Origin of the sequence: Microbacterium sp. CFBP 13617, from assembly GCF_014839445.1 — a bacterium.
GTDB lineage: Bacteria > Actinomycetota > Actinomycetes > Actinomycetales > Microbacteriaceae > Microbacterium.
Genome location: NZ_JACYNW010000003.1, coordinates 445,265 through 460,941 on the forward strand (window position 1 = coordinate 445,265; position 15,677 = coordinate 460,941).

12 protein-coding genes are annotated in these 15,677 nt (G+C 73.1%); 5 read left to right on the plus strand and 7 right to left on the minus strand.

Annotated elements, in window-relative coordinates; all coding sequences use genetic code 11:
• The first annotated feature begins 39 nt into the window (after positions 1–39).
• Genes IFU40_RS10605 through IFU40_RS10615 form a run of 3 tightly spaced genes read left to right on the plus strand, consistent with a single transcriptional unit; the run spans position 40 to position 4,711 of the window.
• Entirely contained in the window at positions 40–1,062 is a 1,023-nt protein-coding gene (locus tag IFU40_RS10605) for a 3-oxoacyl-ACP synthase III (RefSeq protein WP_055936675.1), read from the plus strand.
• A complete protein-coding gene (locus IFU40_RS10610; RefSeq protein ID WP_191926291.1) occupies positions 1,059–3,755 on the plus strand; it encodes an alpha/beta fold hydrolase in 2,697 nt (898 codons plus the stop codon). The genes IFU40_RS10605 and IFU40_RS10610 overlap by 4 nt, the downstream gene beginning before the upstream one ends.
• Complete coding sequence (locus IFU40_RS10615; RefSeq protein WP_191926292.1) at positions 3,752–4,711, plus strand: NAD-dependent epimerase/dehydratase family protein; 960 nt, start codon at positions 3,752–3,754, stop codon at positions 4,709–4,711. Before IFU40_RS10610 ends, IFU40_RS10615 begins: the two co-directional genes overlap by 4 nt.
• A 565-nt stretch (positions 4,712–5,276) precedes the next feature.
• On the opposite strand, the gene katG is transcribed toward IFU40_RS10615, so the two are convergent.
• From katG to IFU40_RS10630, 3 genes are all read right to left on the minus strand, one after another.
• Complete coding sequence (gene katG / locus IFU40_RS10620) at positions 5,277–7,535, minus strand: catalase/peroxidase HPI (RefSeq protein WP_156784811.1); 2,259 nt, start codon at positions 7,533–7,535, stop codon at positions 5,277–5,279.
• A complete protein-coding gene (locus IFU40_RS10625; RefSeq protein WP_055834549.1) occupies positions 7,532–7,993 on the minus strand; it encodes a Fur family transcriptional regulator in 462 nt (153 codons plus the stop codon). The genes katG and IFU40_RS10625 overlap by 4 nt, the downstream gene beginning before the upstream one ends.
• 73 nt (positions 7,994–8,066) lie before the next feature.
• Positions 8,067–9,062: a stage II sporulation protein M gene (locus IFU40_RS10630; RefSeq protein ID WP_055834546.1), complete on the minus strand. Its 996-nt coding sequence runs from the start codon at positions 9,060–9,062 to the stop codon at positions 8,067–8,069.
• Positions 9,063–9,078: 16 nt separating this feature from the next.
• On the opposite strand from IFU40_RS10630, the gene IFU40_RS10635 reads away from it, so the two are divergent.
• The gene (locus IFU40_RS10635; protein ID WP_055834543.1) at positions 9,079–9,909 is read left to right on the plus strand and encodes an RDD family protein; all 831 of its coding nucleotides are present in this window, start codon (positions 9,079–9,081) and stop codon (positions 9,907–9,909) included.
• A gap of 10 nt (positions 9,910–9,919) precedes the next feature.
• Here IFU40_RS10635 and IFU40_RS10640 read toward each other — a convergent pair whose 3' ends face one another.
• On the minus strand, positions 9,920–10,126 hold the full coding sequence (locus tag IFU40_RS10640; protein ID WP_055834540.1) for a DUF3499 family protein: 207 nt from the start codon (positions 10,124–10,126) through the stop codon (positions 9,920–9,922).
• Between the two features lie 301 nt (positions 10,127–10,427).
• On the opposite strand from IFU40_RS10640, the gene IFU40_RS10645 reads away from it, so the two are divergent.
• On the plus strand, positions 10,428–10,862 hold the full coding sequence (locus tag IFU40_RS10645; protein ID WP_191926293.1) for a hypothetical protein: 435 nt from the start codon (positions 10,428–10,430) through the stop codon (positions 10,860–10,862).
• Between the two features lie 43 nt (positions 10,863–10,905).
• Here the strand turns inward: IFU40_RS10645 and IFU40_RS10650 are convergent, their stop codons facing one another.
• The 3 genes from IFU40_RS10650 to IFU40_RS10660 form a co-directional block, all read right to left on the minus strand.
• Positions 10,906–12,297 carry a DUF5719 family protein gene (locus IFU40_RS10650; RefSeq protein WP_191926294.1) on the minus strand — a complete coding sequence of 464 codons (1,392 nt, stop codon included), beginning with the start codon at positions 12,295–12,297 and terminating at the stop codon, positions 10,906–10,908.
• Positions 12,294–15,137 (minus strand): glycosyltransferase, encoded by a 2,844-nt coding sequence (locus IFU40_RS10655; RefSeq protein WP_191926295.1) that lies wholly within the window; start codon positions 15,135–15,137, stop codon positions 12,294–12,296. The genes IFU40_RS10650 and IFU40_RS10655 overlap by 4 nt, the downstream gene beginning before the upstream one ends.
• A gap of 93 nt (positions 15,138–15,230) precedes the next feature.
• Complete coding sequence (locus IFU40_RS10660) at positions 15,231–15,554, minus strand: WhiB family transcriptional regulator (RefSeq protein ID WP_083285701.1); 324 nt, start codon at positions 15,552–15,554, stop codon at positions 15,231–15,233.
• Positions 15,555–15,677 lie beyond the last annotated feature (123 nt).

Genomic DNA, 15,677 nt, shown 5'->3' on the forward strand with positions numbered 1-15,677 from the left:
CCCGGCTGCGCCGTCTACGCACAGGATGCGGGAGAACTCTTGCCAGGAAACGCCACGACACGCTTCGACGATGTGGCCCTCGTATCGGTGGCGAGCGTTCTGCCCGGCCGGGTCACGACGTCGGACGACATCGAGGATCGGCTCGCTCCCGCGTTGCACCGGCTGAAGTTGAAGCCCGGTCTGCTCCGTCGCGTGGCCGGCGTCAACGAGCGTCGCAACTGGGCCGCGGGCGAGTCCTCCGACGAGGCGACCATCGCCGCGGGCAAGCAGGCACTGGCCGAGGCGGGCGTGGATCCGAGCGAGATCGGCCTGATCATCAACACCTCCGTCACCCGCAAGCACTTGGAGCCCTCGGTCGCCGTCCGCCTGCATCACGGCCTCGGTCTGCCCAGCTCCGCCATCAACTTCGACGTGGCCAACGCGTGCCTCGGCTTCATCAACGGTATGAGCCTCGCCGCGGGCATGATCCAGTCGGGCCAGGTGCGCTACGCGCTCATCGTCAACGGCGAGGACGCCGACGAGATCCAGGTCAACACGATCAACCGGCTCGTGCGCGAAGACCTCGATCGCGACGCGTTCATGCAGGAGTTCGCGTCGCTGACCCTCGGCTCCGGCGCGGCCGCCGCCGTGCTCGGACGCGCGAGCGACCATCCCGAGGGCCACCGCCTGGTCGGCGGCGTCACCCGCGCCGCGACCGAGTTCTACGACCTCTGCGTCGGCAGCGTCGACGGCATGTTCACCGACGCCAAAGCCCTGCTCAAGGGCGGACTCGACCTCGTCGTCTCGGCGTGGAAAGAAGCCAAGGGCGAGTTCTCGTGGACGGGGATGGACCGGTACATCACGCACCAGGTCTCGTCCGTGCACACCTCCGCGATCGTCCGCGCAGCGAAGCTCGACCGCACCCGCGTGCCCGTCACGTACCCCCACCTGGGCAACGTCGGTCCGGCATCCATCCCGATCACCCTCGCCGACGAGCAGCACACGCTCCGCCGGGGTGATCGCGTCCTGCTGATGGGGGTGGGCTCCGGGCTGAACACCGGCATGCTGGAGCTGGCCTGGTGAGGGTCACCGCCCCCGCCGCCACGCTTCCTCCGGCGGGACTGCCCGGGCTCGATCCGTCGCTCTCTCGACTGGTCGAGGTGCCCGGCGCCGCCGCCGACGCGGGGCGTACGCGCACCTGGCACGTGCTCGACACCGGCCCCGCCCTCGCGGAACGCGGCATCGAGCCCCGCGGCAACATCGTCGCCGTGCACGGCAACCCGACGTGGTCGTACCTCTGGCGTGCCCTGGTGAACGCCTCGCTCCACCGCGCCGAGACCGGGGCGACCCCGTGGCGCGTCGTCGCCGTCGACCAGCTCGAGATGGGCTTCTCGGAGCGCACGACACTCCGCCGCACGCTCGCGCAGCGCATCGCCGACCTCGACGCCCTTGTGACGGCGCTCGACCTCGCCGGTCCGGTCGTCACCATCGGCCACGACTGGGGCGGACCCGTCTCGCTCGGCTGGGCCGTCGAGCACCGCGATCGCCTCGCGGCCGTCATCGCGCTGAACACCGCCGTGCATCACCCCGACGGTGCCCCCCTGCCCTTCGCCCTGCGGGTGGCGACGGCGCGCGGAATGCTCGCCGCGGGCACCACCGGCACCACGGCGTTCCTCGACACCACCCTCGCGCTGGCCGATCTCGACCCGGCCGTGCGGGCGGCGTTCCGTTCCCCGTACGCCACCGTGGCCCGTCGCCGCGGCATCGGCGGGTTCGTGGCCGACATCCCGGCCACCGCGACCGACGAGAGCACTCCGGCGCTCCGTCGGATGTCGACGGGGCTCCGCGACCTCGACGTCCCCGCGCTCTTCCTGCGCGGACCGAAGGACCCCGTGTTCGGCGAAGGGCACCTCGACGACCTCACCGAGCGGATGCCGCACGCCGACGTGCACCGTTTCGAAGGCGCCGGGCACCTCATCGCCGAGGAGCGCCCCTACGCCGACGTCGTGCTCGACTGGCTCGACGAGAAGGTCGTCGCTCTCCCCGGCGCGACCCCCGCCGACGCGGCCCCCGCCGAGACCCGTGCGGGCCGCGCCAAGGCGGCACGCGCGCAGGAGCAGCTCGACGACGCGAGCGACACCGCCCCCGCCGGTCGACTGTGGGACGCCCTCGTCGCCCGCCGCGACGACGACGACACCGCCGTGATCGACATGAGCACCGCGCGCGACGGGGCGCCGCTGCGCGTGAGCTGGCGGCAGCTGTCGACCCGCGTCGACGAGCTCGCCGCCGGTCTCGACGCCTTCGGCGTGCGCGCGGGCGATCGCGTCTCGCTCCTGGTGCCACCCGGACCCACCCTGACCGCGGCGCTGTATGCGTGCCTGCGCATCGGCGCCGTCGTGGTCGTGGCTGACCGGGGTCTCGGCATCCGGGGTCTGTCGCGTGCCGTGCGCGGCGCCGTTCCCGACGTCGTCATCGGCGAGGTCGCCGGTCTCGCCGCCGCCCGCGCGCTCGGATGGCCGGGGCGCCGGGTGTCGGCCGCCTCTCTGCCGTCGGTGACCTCGCGCGCTCTCGGCGTCGAGGCGAGCCTGTCGGACCTCGCGCGCGCCGGCCGCGGACGCGCGCTGCCCGCCGCCCCCGACGCCGATGCCCTGGCGGCGATCCTGTTCACCTCGGGGTCCACGGGACCGGCGAAGGGCGTCGTGTACACGCACGCGCAACTCACCGCCCTGCGCGACACCCTGGCCGCGCACTTCGGCGTCACGGCCGACACCGGTCTGGTGACGGGCTTCGCGCCGTTCGCGCTGCTGGGCCCGGCGCTCGGTACGCGTTCGGCGACCCCCGACATGGATGTCTCGGCGCCGCGCACCCTCACCGCCACGGCGGTGGCCGCAGCCGTCCGCGCCTCCGACGCCCGCATCGTGTTCCTCTCGCCCGCCGCGGTGCACAACGTCGTCGCCACCTCGGATGCCCTCGACGCCGACGACCGCGCCGCCCTCGCCCGCGTCGACACCTTCCTCTCGACGGGTGCCCCCGTGGGCATCGACCTGCTGCGCCGTGCGCAGGAGCTCATGCCCCGGGCGACCGCGCATACCCCGTACGGCATGACCGAGTGCCTGCTCGTCGCCGATGTGACCCTGCCCGAGATCGAGCGCGCGGCAGTGACGGGCGACCGCGGCGTCTGCGTCGGCCGCCCCCTCGGCACGGGCCAGGTGCGCATCTCGGCGATCGGCCACGACGGCCGCGCCACGAGAGAGCCGTCGACCGACGCCGGAGTGACGGGCGAGGTCGTCATCTCGGCCCCGCACCTCAAGCGTGGGTACTTCCGCCTCTACCTCACCGACCGCGAGGCCCGCCGCGGGGTCGCCGACCGCTGGCACCGCACGGGCGACGTGGGTCACCTCGACGCCGACGGACGCCTGTGGATCGAGGGGCGACTCCCCCACGTCATCACGACCGCCGAGGGTCCCGTCACCCCGGTCGGCATCGAGCAGGATGCCGAGACCGTGCCCGCCGTCGAACGCGCGGCCGCGGTCGGGGTCGGCCCCGTCGGTCGACAGGTCGTCGTGGCCGTGGTCGAGGCCGGAGCGCGGCGCCCGGGGCTGGCGACGCCGGAACTGACCGAGGCCGTCCGCGCCTCCACGGCGCAGTCGCTGGCCGCGGTGCTGGTGGTGCCGGCGCTGCCCACCGACATCCGCCACAACTCCAAGATCGACCGCTCGCGCCTCGCCGCGTGGGCCGAGCGTCTGCTCGCCGGCGCGAAGCCGACGGCGCCGTGAGGGTCCTCGCCACCGGCGCGTCCGGCTTTCTCGGCGGCGCCGTCGTGCGTGCCCTGCACGATGCCGGTCATCAGGTGCGCACGCTCCAGCGGCGCCCCTCGCGCGTCGACGGCGCCGAGGATCGTCTCGGTTCCGTGACGGATCCGGATGCCGTGGCATCCGCCCTCGAGGGTGTCGACGGCGTGGTGCATCTGGCCGCGAAGGTGTCGCTGGCAGGAGACCCCGCGCAGTTCCGGGCCGTCAACGTCGAGGGCACGCGGACGCTCCTCGACGCCGCGTCGGCCGCCGGTGTCCGGCGCATCGTGCACGTGTCGTCGCCGTCGGTCGCACACGCCGGTCACGCCCTGGCCGGCGTCGGGGCCGAGCCCGCCGACCCCGAAGCCGCGCACGGCGAGTACGCCCGCACCAAGGCCGAGGCCGAGCTGATCGCCCTCTCGCGCGCGGGCGGCGACACCGCCCTGGTCGCGATCCGCCCGCACCTCGTGTGGGGGCCGGGCGACACCCAGCTGATCGCCCGCGTGATCGACCGCGCCCGCCGGGGTCGACTCCCGTTGCTCAACGGGGGAACCGCGCTCATCGATTCCACGTACGTCGACAATGCGGCATCCGGGATCGTCGCCGCGTTGGACCGTGTCGACGAGGTGAGCGGTCGCGCGTACGTGCTGACCAACGGCGAGCCGCGCCCGGTCGGCGACCTGCTCGCCGGGATCTGCCGCGCTTCGGGCGTCGAACCGCCGCGGTTCAGCGTGCCGGCGGGGCTGGCTCGCGCGGCCGGCGCCCTCGTCGAGCGCGTGTGGGCCGTGCGCCCGGGTGAGGACGAACCCCCCATGACGCGCTTCCTCGCCGAGCAACTGTCGACCGCGCACTGGTTCGACCAGACCGAGATCCGCCGCGACCTGCGCTGGACGCCCGCGGTCTCTCTCGACGAGGGTCTGCGCCGCCTGTCGCTCGCCTGAGCCCGGCCCCCTCTCCCGCACGCCCCTCGTGCGCCTCCCCCGCACGGCGGTCGCCCCTGCCCTGCATGTCCCACTTCGTGCAGCCCCAGTGCCGCAAACCCGCACAAAGTGGGACATCCCCCCGGCAGACACCGTCGCCACCTCGCGCATGTCCCACTTCGTGCAGCAACAGAGCCGCAAACCTGCACGAAGTGGGACATCCCCCGGCAGACACCGCCTCACGCGCCGCCTCTGCACGTCAGTCGCCCGCACCCTGCGTGTCCCAGTTCGTGCAGCCCCCGCACCGCAAACCCGCACAAACTGGGACATCCCCCCGGCAGACGCCGCCGCCGCCTCCGGCATGTCCCAGTTCGTGCAGCAACAGAGCCACAAACCTGCACGAAGTGGGACATCCCCCCGGCAGAGACGACGGTGACGACAGACGGCAGCGCGGGCGGCGGCGAGAAACCGGCGGACGCAGCAGCGCCGCGCGCACGACGGAAGGCCCGCCCCCGCGAGGGGACGGGCCTTCCGGATGCCGCGGGTACCGAGCCGCAGCGCGCCCCGCCGCAGCGGGGACGGGTGGTCAGACCAGGTCGAAGCGGTCGAGCTCGGTGACCTTCTGCCAGGCGGCGACGAAGTCGCGCACGAACTTCTGCTTCGCGTCGTCCGAGGCGTAGACCTCGGCGAGCGCGCGCAGCTCGGAGTTCGACGAGAACACCAGGTCGACGCGGGTGCCGATCCCGACCGTCTCGCCCGAGCCGTCCTTCGTGCCCTGGAACGCGTGCTTGCCGCTGTCGAGCGGCTTCCACGTCGTGCCGAGGTCGAGCAGGTTCGCGAACACGTCGTTCGTCAGCGCACCGGGGGTGTCCGTGAAGACGCCCCAGTCGGAGCCGTCCCAGTTCGCGCCGATGGCCCGGAGGCCTCCGACCAGCACGGTCATCTCGGGCGCGGTGAGCGTCAACAGGTTGGCCTTGTCGAGCAGCAGGAACTCCGCGGGCAGCCGCGCGTCGCGCGAGGCGTAGTTGCGGAAGCCGTCGGCGACCGGCTCGAGCCAGCGGAACGACTCGATCTCGGTCTGCTCCTGCGTCGCGTCGGTGCGGCCCGGGGTGAAGGGCACCTCGACCTCGACACCGCCCGCGCGAGCGGCCTGCTCGACACCGGCGTTACCGGCGAGCACGAGCAGGTCGGCGATCGAGACCTTCTTGCCGTCCGCCGCCTGCGCGTCGAAGTCGGCCTTGATGTTCTCGAGCACCGAGAGCACGGATGCCAGCTGCTCGGGGTTGTTGACCGTCCAGCTCTTCTGCGGCTCGAGGCGGATGCGCGCGCCGTTCACGCCACCGCGCTTGTCACTGCCGCGGAAGGTGGAGGCGGCGGCCCAGGTCGTGGTGACCAGCTGCGGCACCGTCAGGCCGCTGTCGAGGATCCGCTGCTTCAGCGCCGCCGCGTCGGCGGCGTCGATGAGCGCGTGGTCGACGGCGGGCACGGGGTCCTGCCAGACGAGCACCTCGGCGGGGACCTCGGAGCCGAGGTAACGCTCGCGCGGGCCCATGTCGCGGTGGGTCAGCTTGAACCAGGCGCGGGCGAAGGCGTCCTGGAAGGCGGCCGGGTCCTCGGCGAAGCGGCGCGAGATCTTCTCGTACGCCGGGTCGACGCGCAGCGCCAGGTCGCTCGTGAGCATGCGCGGCTCGCGGCGTCCGTCGGAGTGCGCCTCGGGCACCATGTCGGCGCCGCCACCGTTCTTCGGACGCCACTGGTGGGCGCCCGCCGGGCTCTGGAAGAGCTCCCACTCGTACGCGAAGAGGATGTGGAAGAACTCGTTGTCCCACCGGGTCGGGTGGTAGGTCCAGGTGACTTCGAGACCACTGGTGATGGTGTCGTCGCCCTTGCCCGTGCCGTGGCTGTTCTTCCAGCCGAGACCCTGGTCGTTGATGTCGGCGGCCTCGGGGTTCACGCCCACGTGCGAGTCGCTCGCGGCACCGTGCGTCTTGCCGAAGGTGTGACCACCGGCGATGAGGGCGACGGTCTCTTCGTCGTTCATAGCCATGCGGCCGAACGTCTCGCGGATGTCGTGGGCCGACAGCTGCGGGTCGGGGTTGCCGTTGGGGCCCTCGGGGTTGACGTAGATGAGGCCCATCTGCACGGCCGCGAGCGGGCGCTCCAGCTCGCGATTGCCCGTGTAGCGCTCGTCACCGAGCCACGTGGTCTCGGGGCCCCAGTACACGTCGTCGTCGGGCTCCCACACGTCGGTGCGGCCGCCGGCGAAACCGAAGGTCGGGAACCCCATGTCCTCGAGCGCGACGTTGCCGGCGAGGATCATGAGGTCGGCCCACGAGATCGACTGGCCGTACTTCTTCTTGATGGGCCAGAGCAGGCGGCGAGCCTTGTCGAGGTTGACGTTGTCGGGCCAGCTGTTCAGCGGCGCGAAGCGCTGCATGCCCGCGCCCGAGCCGCCACGACCGTCGGTCACGCGGTAGGTGCCGGCGCTGTGCCACGCCATGCGGATCATGAGGGGGCCGTAGTGCCCGAAGTCGGCCGGCCACCAGTCCTGCGAGGTCGTCATGACCTGCTGGATGTCGCTCTTGACGGCGGCGAGGTCGAGCGCCTCGAACGCGGCGCGGTAGTCGAAGTCCGTGCCGAGCGGGTCGCGCAGCGCGTTGTTCTTCGCGAGGATCTTCACGTTCAGCGACTCGGGCCACCACACGCGGTTGGCGGAGCCCTGGGTCGGATGGGGCAGGGCGCCGGCGGGCTCGCTGTCGGCGGGGGCTTCGCCCACGGGCAGTCGGTTGTCGTCGGGGGCGGCTCCATCGTGGAAGACGGGGCACCCGTTCAGAGCGTCGCTCATCGGGATCCTCTCGGTTTTTCGGCTTCGGACTTCGCTCGACAATCGGAGCACACGCCCCAGAACGTCACCTCGGCGGTTTCGATGAGAAAGCCGCTCTGCTCCGGCATGTGCAGACAGGGAGCCGCGCCGACGACGCAGTCCACGTCGTCGATGCGTCCGCACCCGGTGCACACCACGTGGTGGTGGTTGTCGCCCACGCGCAGTTCGAAGGTGCCGGCGTGGCCGGCGGGTTCGATGCGGCGGGCGAGTCCCGCGTCGGCGAAGTCGCCGAGCGCGTTGTACACGGACTGTTTGCTGGTTCCGGGGAGGGTGCCCCGGATCCCGTCGAACACCGCGTCGGCGGTGGCGTGCGGCCGGGCGCGGAGCGCCTCGAGCACGGCGACGCGTGTCGCCGTCACCCGCAGACCCGCGCCGCGGATGAGGGCATCCGCGGTGGCGTCCGGCTGACTGTCGAGCATGCCTCCACCCTAGCTATTTTTGAGTGAATCAAAAATGACACGCCGGGGAACGGTCGGGAACGACCGGATGCCGTCAGCCGGCGGTGAGGGTCGGAGTCCCCGCCTCGTACTCGGTGAGATCGCCCGTCTCGCCCGCGGCCGCAGCCCTCCGGCCCACCCACAGCATGTAGAACAGGAACACGCCCAGCGCGAGCGCGCCGATGGCGATCTTGATGGGCCACGGCCAGTCGCGGGGCGTGACGAAGCCCTCGACCAGACCCGACAGCGCCAGGGCGAACACGAGCCCCACCGCCACCGTGGCCAGCGATCGTCCGGCCGCCGCCAGAGCCGCGGCGCGCGTGCGTCGGCCGGGGGCGACCCAGGCCCAGAAGATCTGCAGACCCGCCGCTCCCGCGACGAAGATCGCGGTGAGCTCCAACAGGCCGTGCGGGAGGATGAACTGGAAGAACACGTCGGCGCGGTCGAAGGCGATCATGATCGCGGCCGACTGCCCCACGCCCACGGCGTTCTGCATGATCACCATCGCCGGCCAGAAGCCGGTCACCCCGAACAGCACGCACTGCGCCGCGATCCACGCGTTGTTGGTCCAGACCGTACCGGCGAAGATCGCGTTGGGATTCTCGCGGTAGTAGTCGACGAAGCGCTCGTCGGCGTAGTTCTGCAGCTCGCTCTGCGAGCCGAGCGCGGCCACCGCGGCGGGGTCGTTCGAGATCCAGAGGGCGACGAGGGTGGCGACGGCGACGAAGAACACCGTCACCGCCAGCGTCATCCACCGCACCCGGTACAGCGCCGCGGGCAGCTGCTGCAGGAAGAAGCGCGGGAACTGCTTCAGCACGTTCTCGCGCACGCCCGTCAGGCGCAGACGCGTGCGGGCGAGCAGCAGCGAGACGTAGTCGCCCTGCGGCGTGCGTCCGGCCGAGGTCTTGATGTCGGCCAGGTCGGCCGATGCCGCGCGGTAGCGCGTGACGAGCTCGTCGACCTCGGGGCCGCTCAACCGGCGCCGACGGCCGAGATCGTCGAGGCGGGACCACTCGTCTCGTCGGGCGGCCGTGAGGGCGTCGAGGTCCATGTGGTCAACTGTACGCATGGCATCGTCGTCGACCCCCGGACCTTCGGTCGCACTCGTGCACACGGGTGCGGACGAGACCCTCACCGGCGAGGCCGTCGCCCTCGACGTCCAACCCCTCGGGTTCTTCTTGCGGGCGGTCGGCTGCCTCATCGACATGGTGGTGGGCTTCGCGCTCCTGCTCGGTGGCGGCCTGCTGATCGCGACCATGGTCGTGGGAGCGACGCTGCCCGAGAGCGCGGTCGGGATCGCCGTGGTCACCCTGCTCGTCGTCGTCATGGTCGCGCTGCCCACGACGGTGGAGACCCTGTCGCGCGGACGCAGCCTCGGCCGCCTCGTGGTCGGTGGGCGCATCGTCCGCACCGACGGCGGCGCCGCGGGGTTCCGTCAGGCGTTCATCCGCTCCCTCGTCGGCGTGCTGGAGCTGTGGTTCACCCTCGGGGCGATCGCGGCGGTGGTGGGGATGTTCACGCCCCGCTCCCAGCGCCTGGGCGATCTGCTCGCGGGCACCTCGAGCGAGCGCACGCGCACGCGTCCTCTGCCGCCGCCGGCCCCCGGCATCCCTCCGGGACTCGAATCGTGGGCCGCGATCGCCGATGTCTCGCGCCTGCCCGACCGACTGGCGGCGCGCATGTCGACCTTCGTGCGCGGGGCCGACGCGCTCGACCCGGCCTCGCGCGCGCGGGTCGCCGCCGCGCTGGCCGAGGCGGTCCGCCCGTTCGTGTCGCCCCTGCCCCCGACCGACCCCGAGACGCTCGTGCGGGCCGTGTCGACGGTGCGGCGCGACCGGGAGTACCGGGCGCTGCTGCTCGAGAATCAGCGCGCCGCCGCACTCACCGAGCGGGTCTGACGCGGCGGGCTCAGGCGCGCAGCGTCTCGTGCCGCACGACGACCCACCCCTGCGGAACAGACAGGCGATCGGCGTGGATCGCGCACAGATCGTGCGCGTGGGGGTCTCCGACGGGACCGAGGGGGCCGAGGGCCGCCATCTGGTCGCCGTAGTCGTAGGTGAGGGTGCTCATCGCCTCGCGGGCGCACGCCACCTTCGAACAGAGTCTGTCGCGCATCGCGGGTCAGCCTACAGAGCCGGCGCCTGGCGACCGCCGCGCCGCGCCGTCGCCCCCGGATGCCGCGCCCGACAGCGGCGGTACAGCCGCACCATCGCGCCCTCTGCGCCGGGCCCGCATCGCCCCCACACGCATAAACGCTCATCCTGCGTATAAACGCGACGGCGGCGTGTTTATGCGCAGGATCCGCGTTTATGCGTCGACTTCATGCGTCGAAACGAACGGTGGCGGTGCCCGCGGATCATGCAGACGGTACCGACGGACCTGCCGACGTCGCGCACCGCAACCATAGGATGAACGCATGGTGCGTCGACGATCCCGCGAAGCCCGGCCGGTCGTCCGTCCGTCGCGGCACGGTCGCCACGGGCGCGAGAACCGCAGTCCCGTCGTACGTCCGCCGCTGCCGCCGGTCGACACGCGCGTCGAGCGCTTCGACGTCGCCGTGGGGGCCGCCGCGGAGTTCCTACGCTCGGCCTGGACCGAGCTGCGCGACGTGTCGTTCGAGATCGGCATCATGCCGCCGGCCGCGACCGATGGCATCCCCCGGTGGACGGTGCTGCGCGAAGAGAAACGCATCATCCTCTACCGCGTGCCCATTGAGCGCCTCGGGCATCCGCATCACGACGACGACCTGCACCGCCGCATGGTGATCGAGGGCGCCGTCTTCCGCGCTGCGGCCGAGTTCCTCGACCGTGACCCGTGGGACCTCGGCCCCGAGCGCTTCCGCTTCTTCTGATCGACGCGCGCACGCCGAACGAGCACGACGTCGCGGCGACGCGTCAGGGCAGGATCGTCAGCGCCGAGGCGGCGGCATCCGCCGGCCACAGCGGGTACGACGCGAGCGCGCCCGCTCCCGAGTAGGTCACCGCGGCGTGCACCGCGGCGCTCGTCTCGAGACGATAGGCACCCGCCGCCGCGGGGACCGCGACGCTCGTTCCCGCGGCGACCGTCGCCACGATCGGCGCTCCCCCGTCGGTCGGGGCGAGGGTCACCGTGACGTCTTGGGCTTCGGCGGTCAGCACGACCGCGGCGCCCACGCCGGGAGCCACGGCGATGGTGCTCGCCGAGATGAAGCGCGGTGCCGGGGAGTACCAGGCGAAGTCGGCACCCTCGCCGAATCCCGTGGTCGACCACGTCGCGCCCACGACCGGAGCCGAGGCGTCGACCTCGACGGTGTACGCGCCGGCGGCCAGACCCGACAGGTCGAGCGAGGTGGGTTTGCCGACGCTCAGCGGGACCTGACTCGGAGCGGGGGCGGCGACCGCGGCGTCCAGCGGCGACAGGGTCACCGTGGCGGTGGCGTCGGCGCCGGGCGACAGCAGACGCAGCACGGTGCCGGCCTGCCCCTGACCGGTGGTGAGCACCTCGACGCCCGGGATCACCAGCCGCGTGTCGGCCTGCGCGATCGGGGCGACCTGGTCGCTCCCGCCGGGCAGCAGCACGCGGGTCAGGGCGGACTGCAGCGACGCGTGCACCGGAGCGCCCGAGGCGACCACGCGCACGACCGGGCTCTCTTCGCCCAGCAGGAGCCCCGCCAGGGGCACCACGCGGCGACCGGCGGGGGGCACGACGAGGTTGCGCCCGCCGGGAGGCGTCGACACGCCCTGCGCTCCGTAGACCGACAGCTGCACCGTCGCGGGAACCTCGCCGGGGTTGGCGAGCACGACCAGGTCGTTCGCGCCGGTGGTCGTCGCGCCTCCGACCAGCCACGACTCCGCGAGGGGGGCGCGGCACGCGGATGCCGCGAACCCGGTCAGATCGTCCGACACGGCGGTCGCCGACCCCGCGGCGGCCAGAGGGGTCTGGGTCTCGTCGAGCGGTGCCGCGCGGAGGGCCTCGGCGTCGCCTGACGCGTCGGCCGTGGCGCCGGTGAGCGTGGTGACCGCCGCGGCACTGTCGGCGGGTCCGCTGACGACCTGCTGGGCGGCGGCGGCGCTGAGGTTGCCGGCGGCGTCGGCGCTGCGCCCCAGGGCGAGCAGGGGGCCGTCGCACGCGAGCGCGGTGTCGGAGGGAGCGGGCGTCGCCTCCACACGCACGGGAGTGGCCGTGTACTCGGGCCAGGGGGCGGCGATGCCGACCACGGTTCCCACCACCGCCGCCGTGGCGACGGCGGCGCCGGCCACGACGCGGGCGCTGGTGGCCGCCACGCGGGCCAAGCGACGGTTGCTCATCGGGATCCTCCCGGTGTCGGGCCGACGATGCGCGGCGTGCGGCGCGCGACGCGGCGCGACGCGGCGGTGGGAACGGCGAGCAGCAGGGCGACCAGCAGCACGCCGATCGATCCGAACGTCACCAGCCGTTGCAGGGCGACCTGGTGGGCGTCCATCTCGGCGCGCGGCTGCAGCGGGGCGTTGACGCGCCAGAGATCCCCCCGGGAGGTCGCCCCGACCGGGTCGAGCAGATCGCGCTGGTCGAGCGAGGTGGCAGCCCCCAGGCGCGCCCCGCGGATAACGTCGTCCTCCCCCGCGGGGGCGGATTCCAGCAGCACGAAGCCGATGCCGCGCGCGGCCAGGCGCGAGACGACGTCGTCGGCCGAGGGCGACACGAGATCCGCCGCGAGGGCGGCGAGCTCGACGTCGCCCGGACCGGGGGTCGTGCGCGTGGACTGCACGGTGCTCTGCCCCGACAGCGTCGCGCTTCCGCCCCAGACGACGTCGACCCGCAGCCCGTCGGCGCGCGGGTCGAGCACGATCGTCCCGACGTCGGTGGACCCGCGCCCCTCGGCGGCGACGAAGGCCGGCAGGGTCGAGACGGGACCGTTGGTGACGACCGAGCGCCCGGAGTCGCCGTTGCCCGTCTGCGCCGTCAGGGCGGGAGCGACGGCGACGAGCAGGGCGGCGAGCACCACGAGGGCGCCGATCGGGCGCAGCGCCGAGACGCGCGGCACGATGCCGGCGTCGAGAGCGACGACCGCCGCACCGACCACCCCCACCCACGCCAGGCTCAGGCCGGCGCCGGGCCAGAGCGGCACCGCGACGGCGTGATCGAACGAGACGGCCACGCCGACGGCGGCGAAGGCGGTGGCCAGCCCGGCGGCGGTGACGACGATGAGAGCGGAGCCGGTGACCCACCGCGGGGTGAGCACCGACAGCACGGCGAGGACCGCCAAGGGGGCCACGAGAAGACCCACCCACCAGACGGGACCGCCGGTGAGCGACGCCCACCCGCCGGGGTCGGAGGTGGGGAAGCCGACGGCCAGGAGCGCCCGCCCGAGGGGATCGGACGGGACCTCGGCGCCGGCGTAGGGCACGCCGGGGTCGGCGAGCAGGCCCCAGACATTGCCCGTGCGCACCTGCGTCCACACCAGCGGCGCGAACACGACGATCGAGGGCACCAGCAGCCAGACCACGCGCGCCACGCCGCGACCGGCGACGAGGGCCACGACGACCAGGGCCGCCGACCAGAGCACGACCACGGCCGGAGCGAGCGAGGGGGCGCACGCGAGCACGCCCACCAGCAGAACGGATGCCGCCCCGGCGGGCGCCCACGAACGGTGGGCGACGCTCGCGGCGTAGAACAGCCACGGCAGCAGCAGGTGCAGCAGCACCCCGGCCGGGCGACCCTCGACGAGCGAGGCGAGGAACGTCGGGGCGAGCGCCCACGCGAGGGCGGCCGTGATGCGCAGCAGCGACGACTCGGTCACGCGCGTGGCGGCGAACCACGCGCCGAGCACGGCGAGCGGCAGGGCCAGCACCCACAGCACCACGAAGGCCCGCGAGGGGTCGCCGGGCGACAGGGTGCCGATCAGCGCGACGAGGGCCGAGAACGGATCGGCGGGGCCCACGGCATCCAGGCCCAGGGGGCGCGCTCCCCAGGCGGCGTCCTGCCAGAGCTGGGCGATGTTGGCCCGCAGCGGCACGAGGGCGCCCCCGCCGAGCACGGGCCAGGCGAGGAGGGGGGCGAACAGCGCCGCCGACACCGCGAGGGCGCCGAGGACCGTCCACGCGCCCCCGCCGACGAAGAAGCGCAGCTCCGAGCGCACGGGGGCGTCGGGGTCGGCCCCGTCGCCCTCCCATCGCAGCCGCATCTCTGCCCGGGAGACCCGCAGGGGGGCGATGCGCGACCACCCCACCGTGCGGACGGCGCGGATGCGGCGGCGGGCGCGGGCGACCGCGGCCACCCGGGCCATGACCAGCAGGGTCGCGCCCCACTCGGGAAGGACCCGGTAGGGCATCTTCGTCACGAGGTGCAGCACTGTGCGCCAGAGCGCCAACGGCAGGAACGACAACCAGTGCAGGGGCACCGCGGGCGCCGGCGCGTAGGCGAGACGACGGTGCAACTGCGCGGTGCGCGTGGCGAAGGCGCGTCGTCGGGCCCGTCGACGGCCGCGGGCCATCGCCGCGACACCGTCACCGGCGACCGCGACGCGGGCCGCGGGCACGACCGAGACGAGGGTGCCGGCGAGGCGGGCGCGCACGCCCAGGTCGAGCCCCTCGTCGGCGCCGCCCAGGGCGGGATCCAGGCCCCCGAGCGAGGTCCACGCGTCGCGTCGGACGAGCACACCGCGCACGTCAGTGCCGAGCACGTCGGCGTCGCCGTCGTGCTGGCCCTGGTCGAGCTCGCCCGCGGCGAGCTCGACGGTGCTGCCGTAGTGGTTCATGCTGACGCCGAGCGACAGGATCATGTCGCGCTCGTCCCACGCCACGAGCTTGGGGGCGGCGACCACGAGCGAGGGCGACAGCTCGAGGGCACCGGCCAGTCGCACGAGGGCGTCGGGGTCGGGCGCGGTGTCCTGCGCGAGCAGCCACACCGTGTCACCGGTGAGGCGCGGGGTCGCGAGTGCGGTCGCTGCGGCGAAGGAGGTTCCCGCGGGGGCGGTGATCACGCCCTCGGCGCCCGAGGTGGCGGCGAGCTGGGTCAGTGCCGGATCGGCGCCGCACAGCACGATGGTGAGGGCGTCGACGGGGCGCGTCTGCGCGGCGAGCGCGGCGAGCGTCCGCTGCAGATGGTTCGCGGCGGGAGTGCGTCCTTCGGGGCGGACGACGAGGATGGCGTGTACACGAGCGGGCATGACGCGGATCAGCCTAAGCGCGGTCCTGCGCGATGACGCACGCCGCGCCGTCGGCGACAGGATCGCTCGGTTACGGGTGAAGCGGGCCGGAGATCAGGCGCGGCGCTTGAGTTTGCGGCGCTCGCGCTCGCTGAGACCGCCCCAGATGCCGAAGCGCTCGTCGTTCTGCAGCGCGTATTCGAGGCACTCGGACTTCACGTCGCACGAGGTGCAGATGCGCTTGGCGTCGCGCGTCGAGCCGCCCTTCTCGGGGAAGAACGCCTCGGGGTCGGTCTGCGAGCACAGCGCATCGGTCTGCCACGAGAGGGTGTTCTCTTCGGTGGAGTCGATGTCGCGACGGACTCCGGGAACACCGAGATCGACCGGATCGACGAACCAGTTGTCCGGGACACCGGACCGGTACTGCGATGTCGCCATATCGTCCTCCGCCTGGTTCGAACCCGTGACGCGCGGTGCCGCGCATAAGTAATTACACCCGTGTCATTCCATTTGGTCAAGTCGCGGATCGTAAACCCTCAAGGCAGAGATGAACCTTCACGA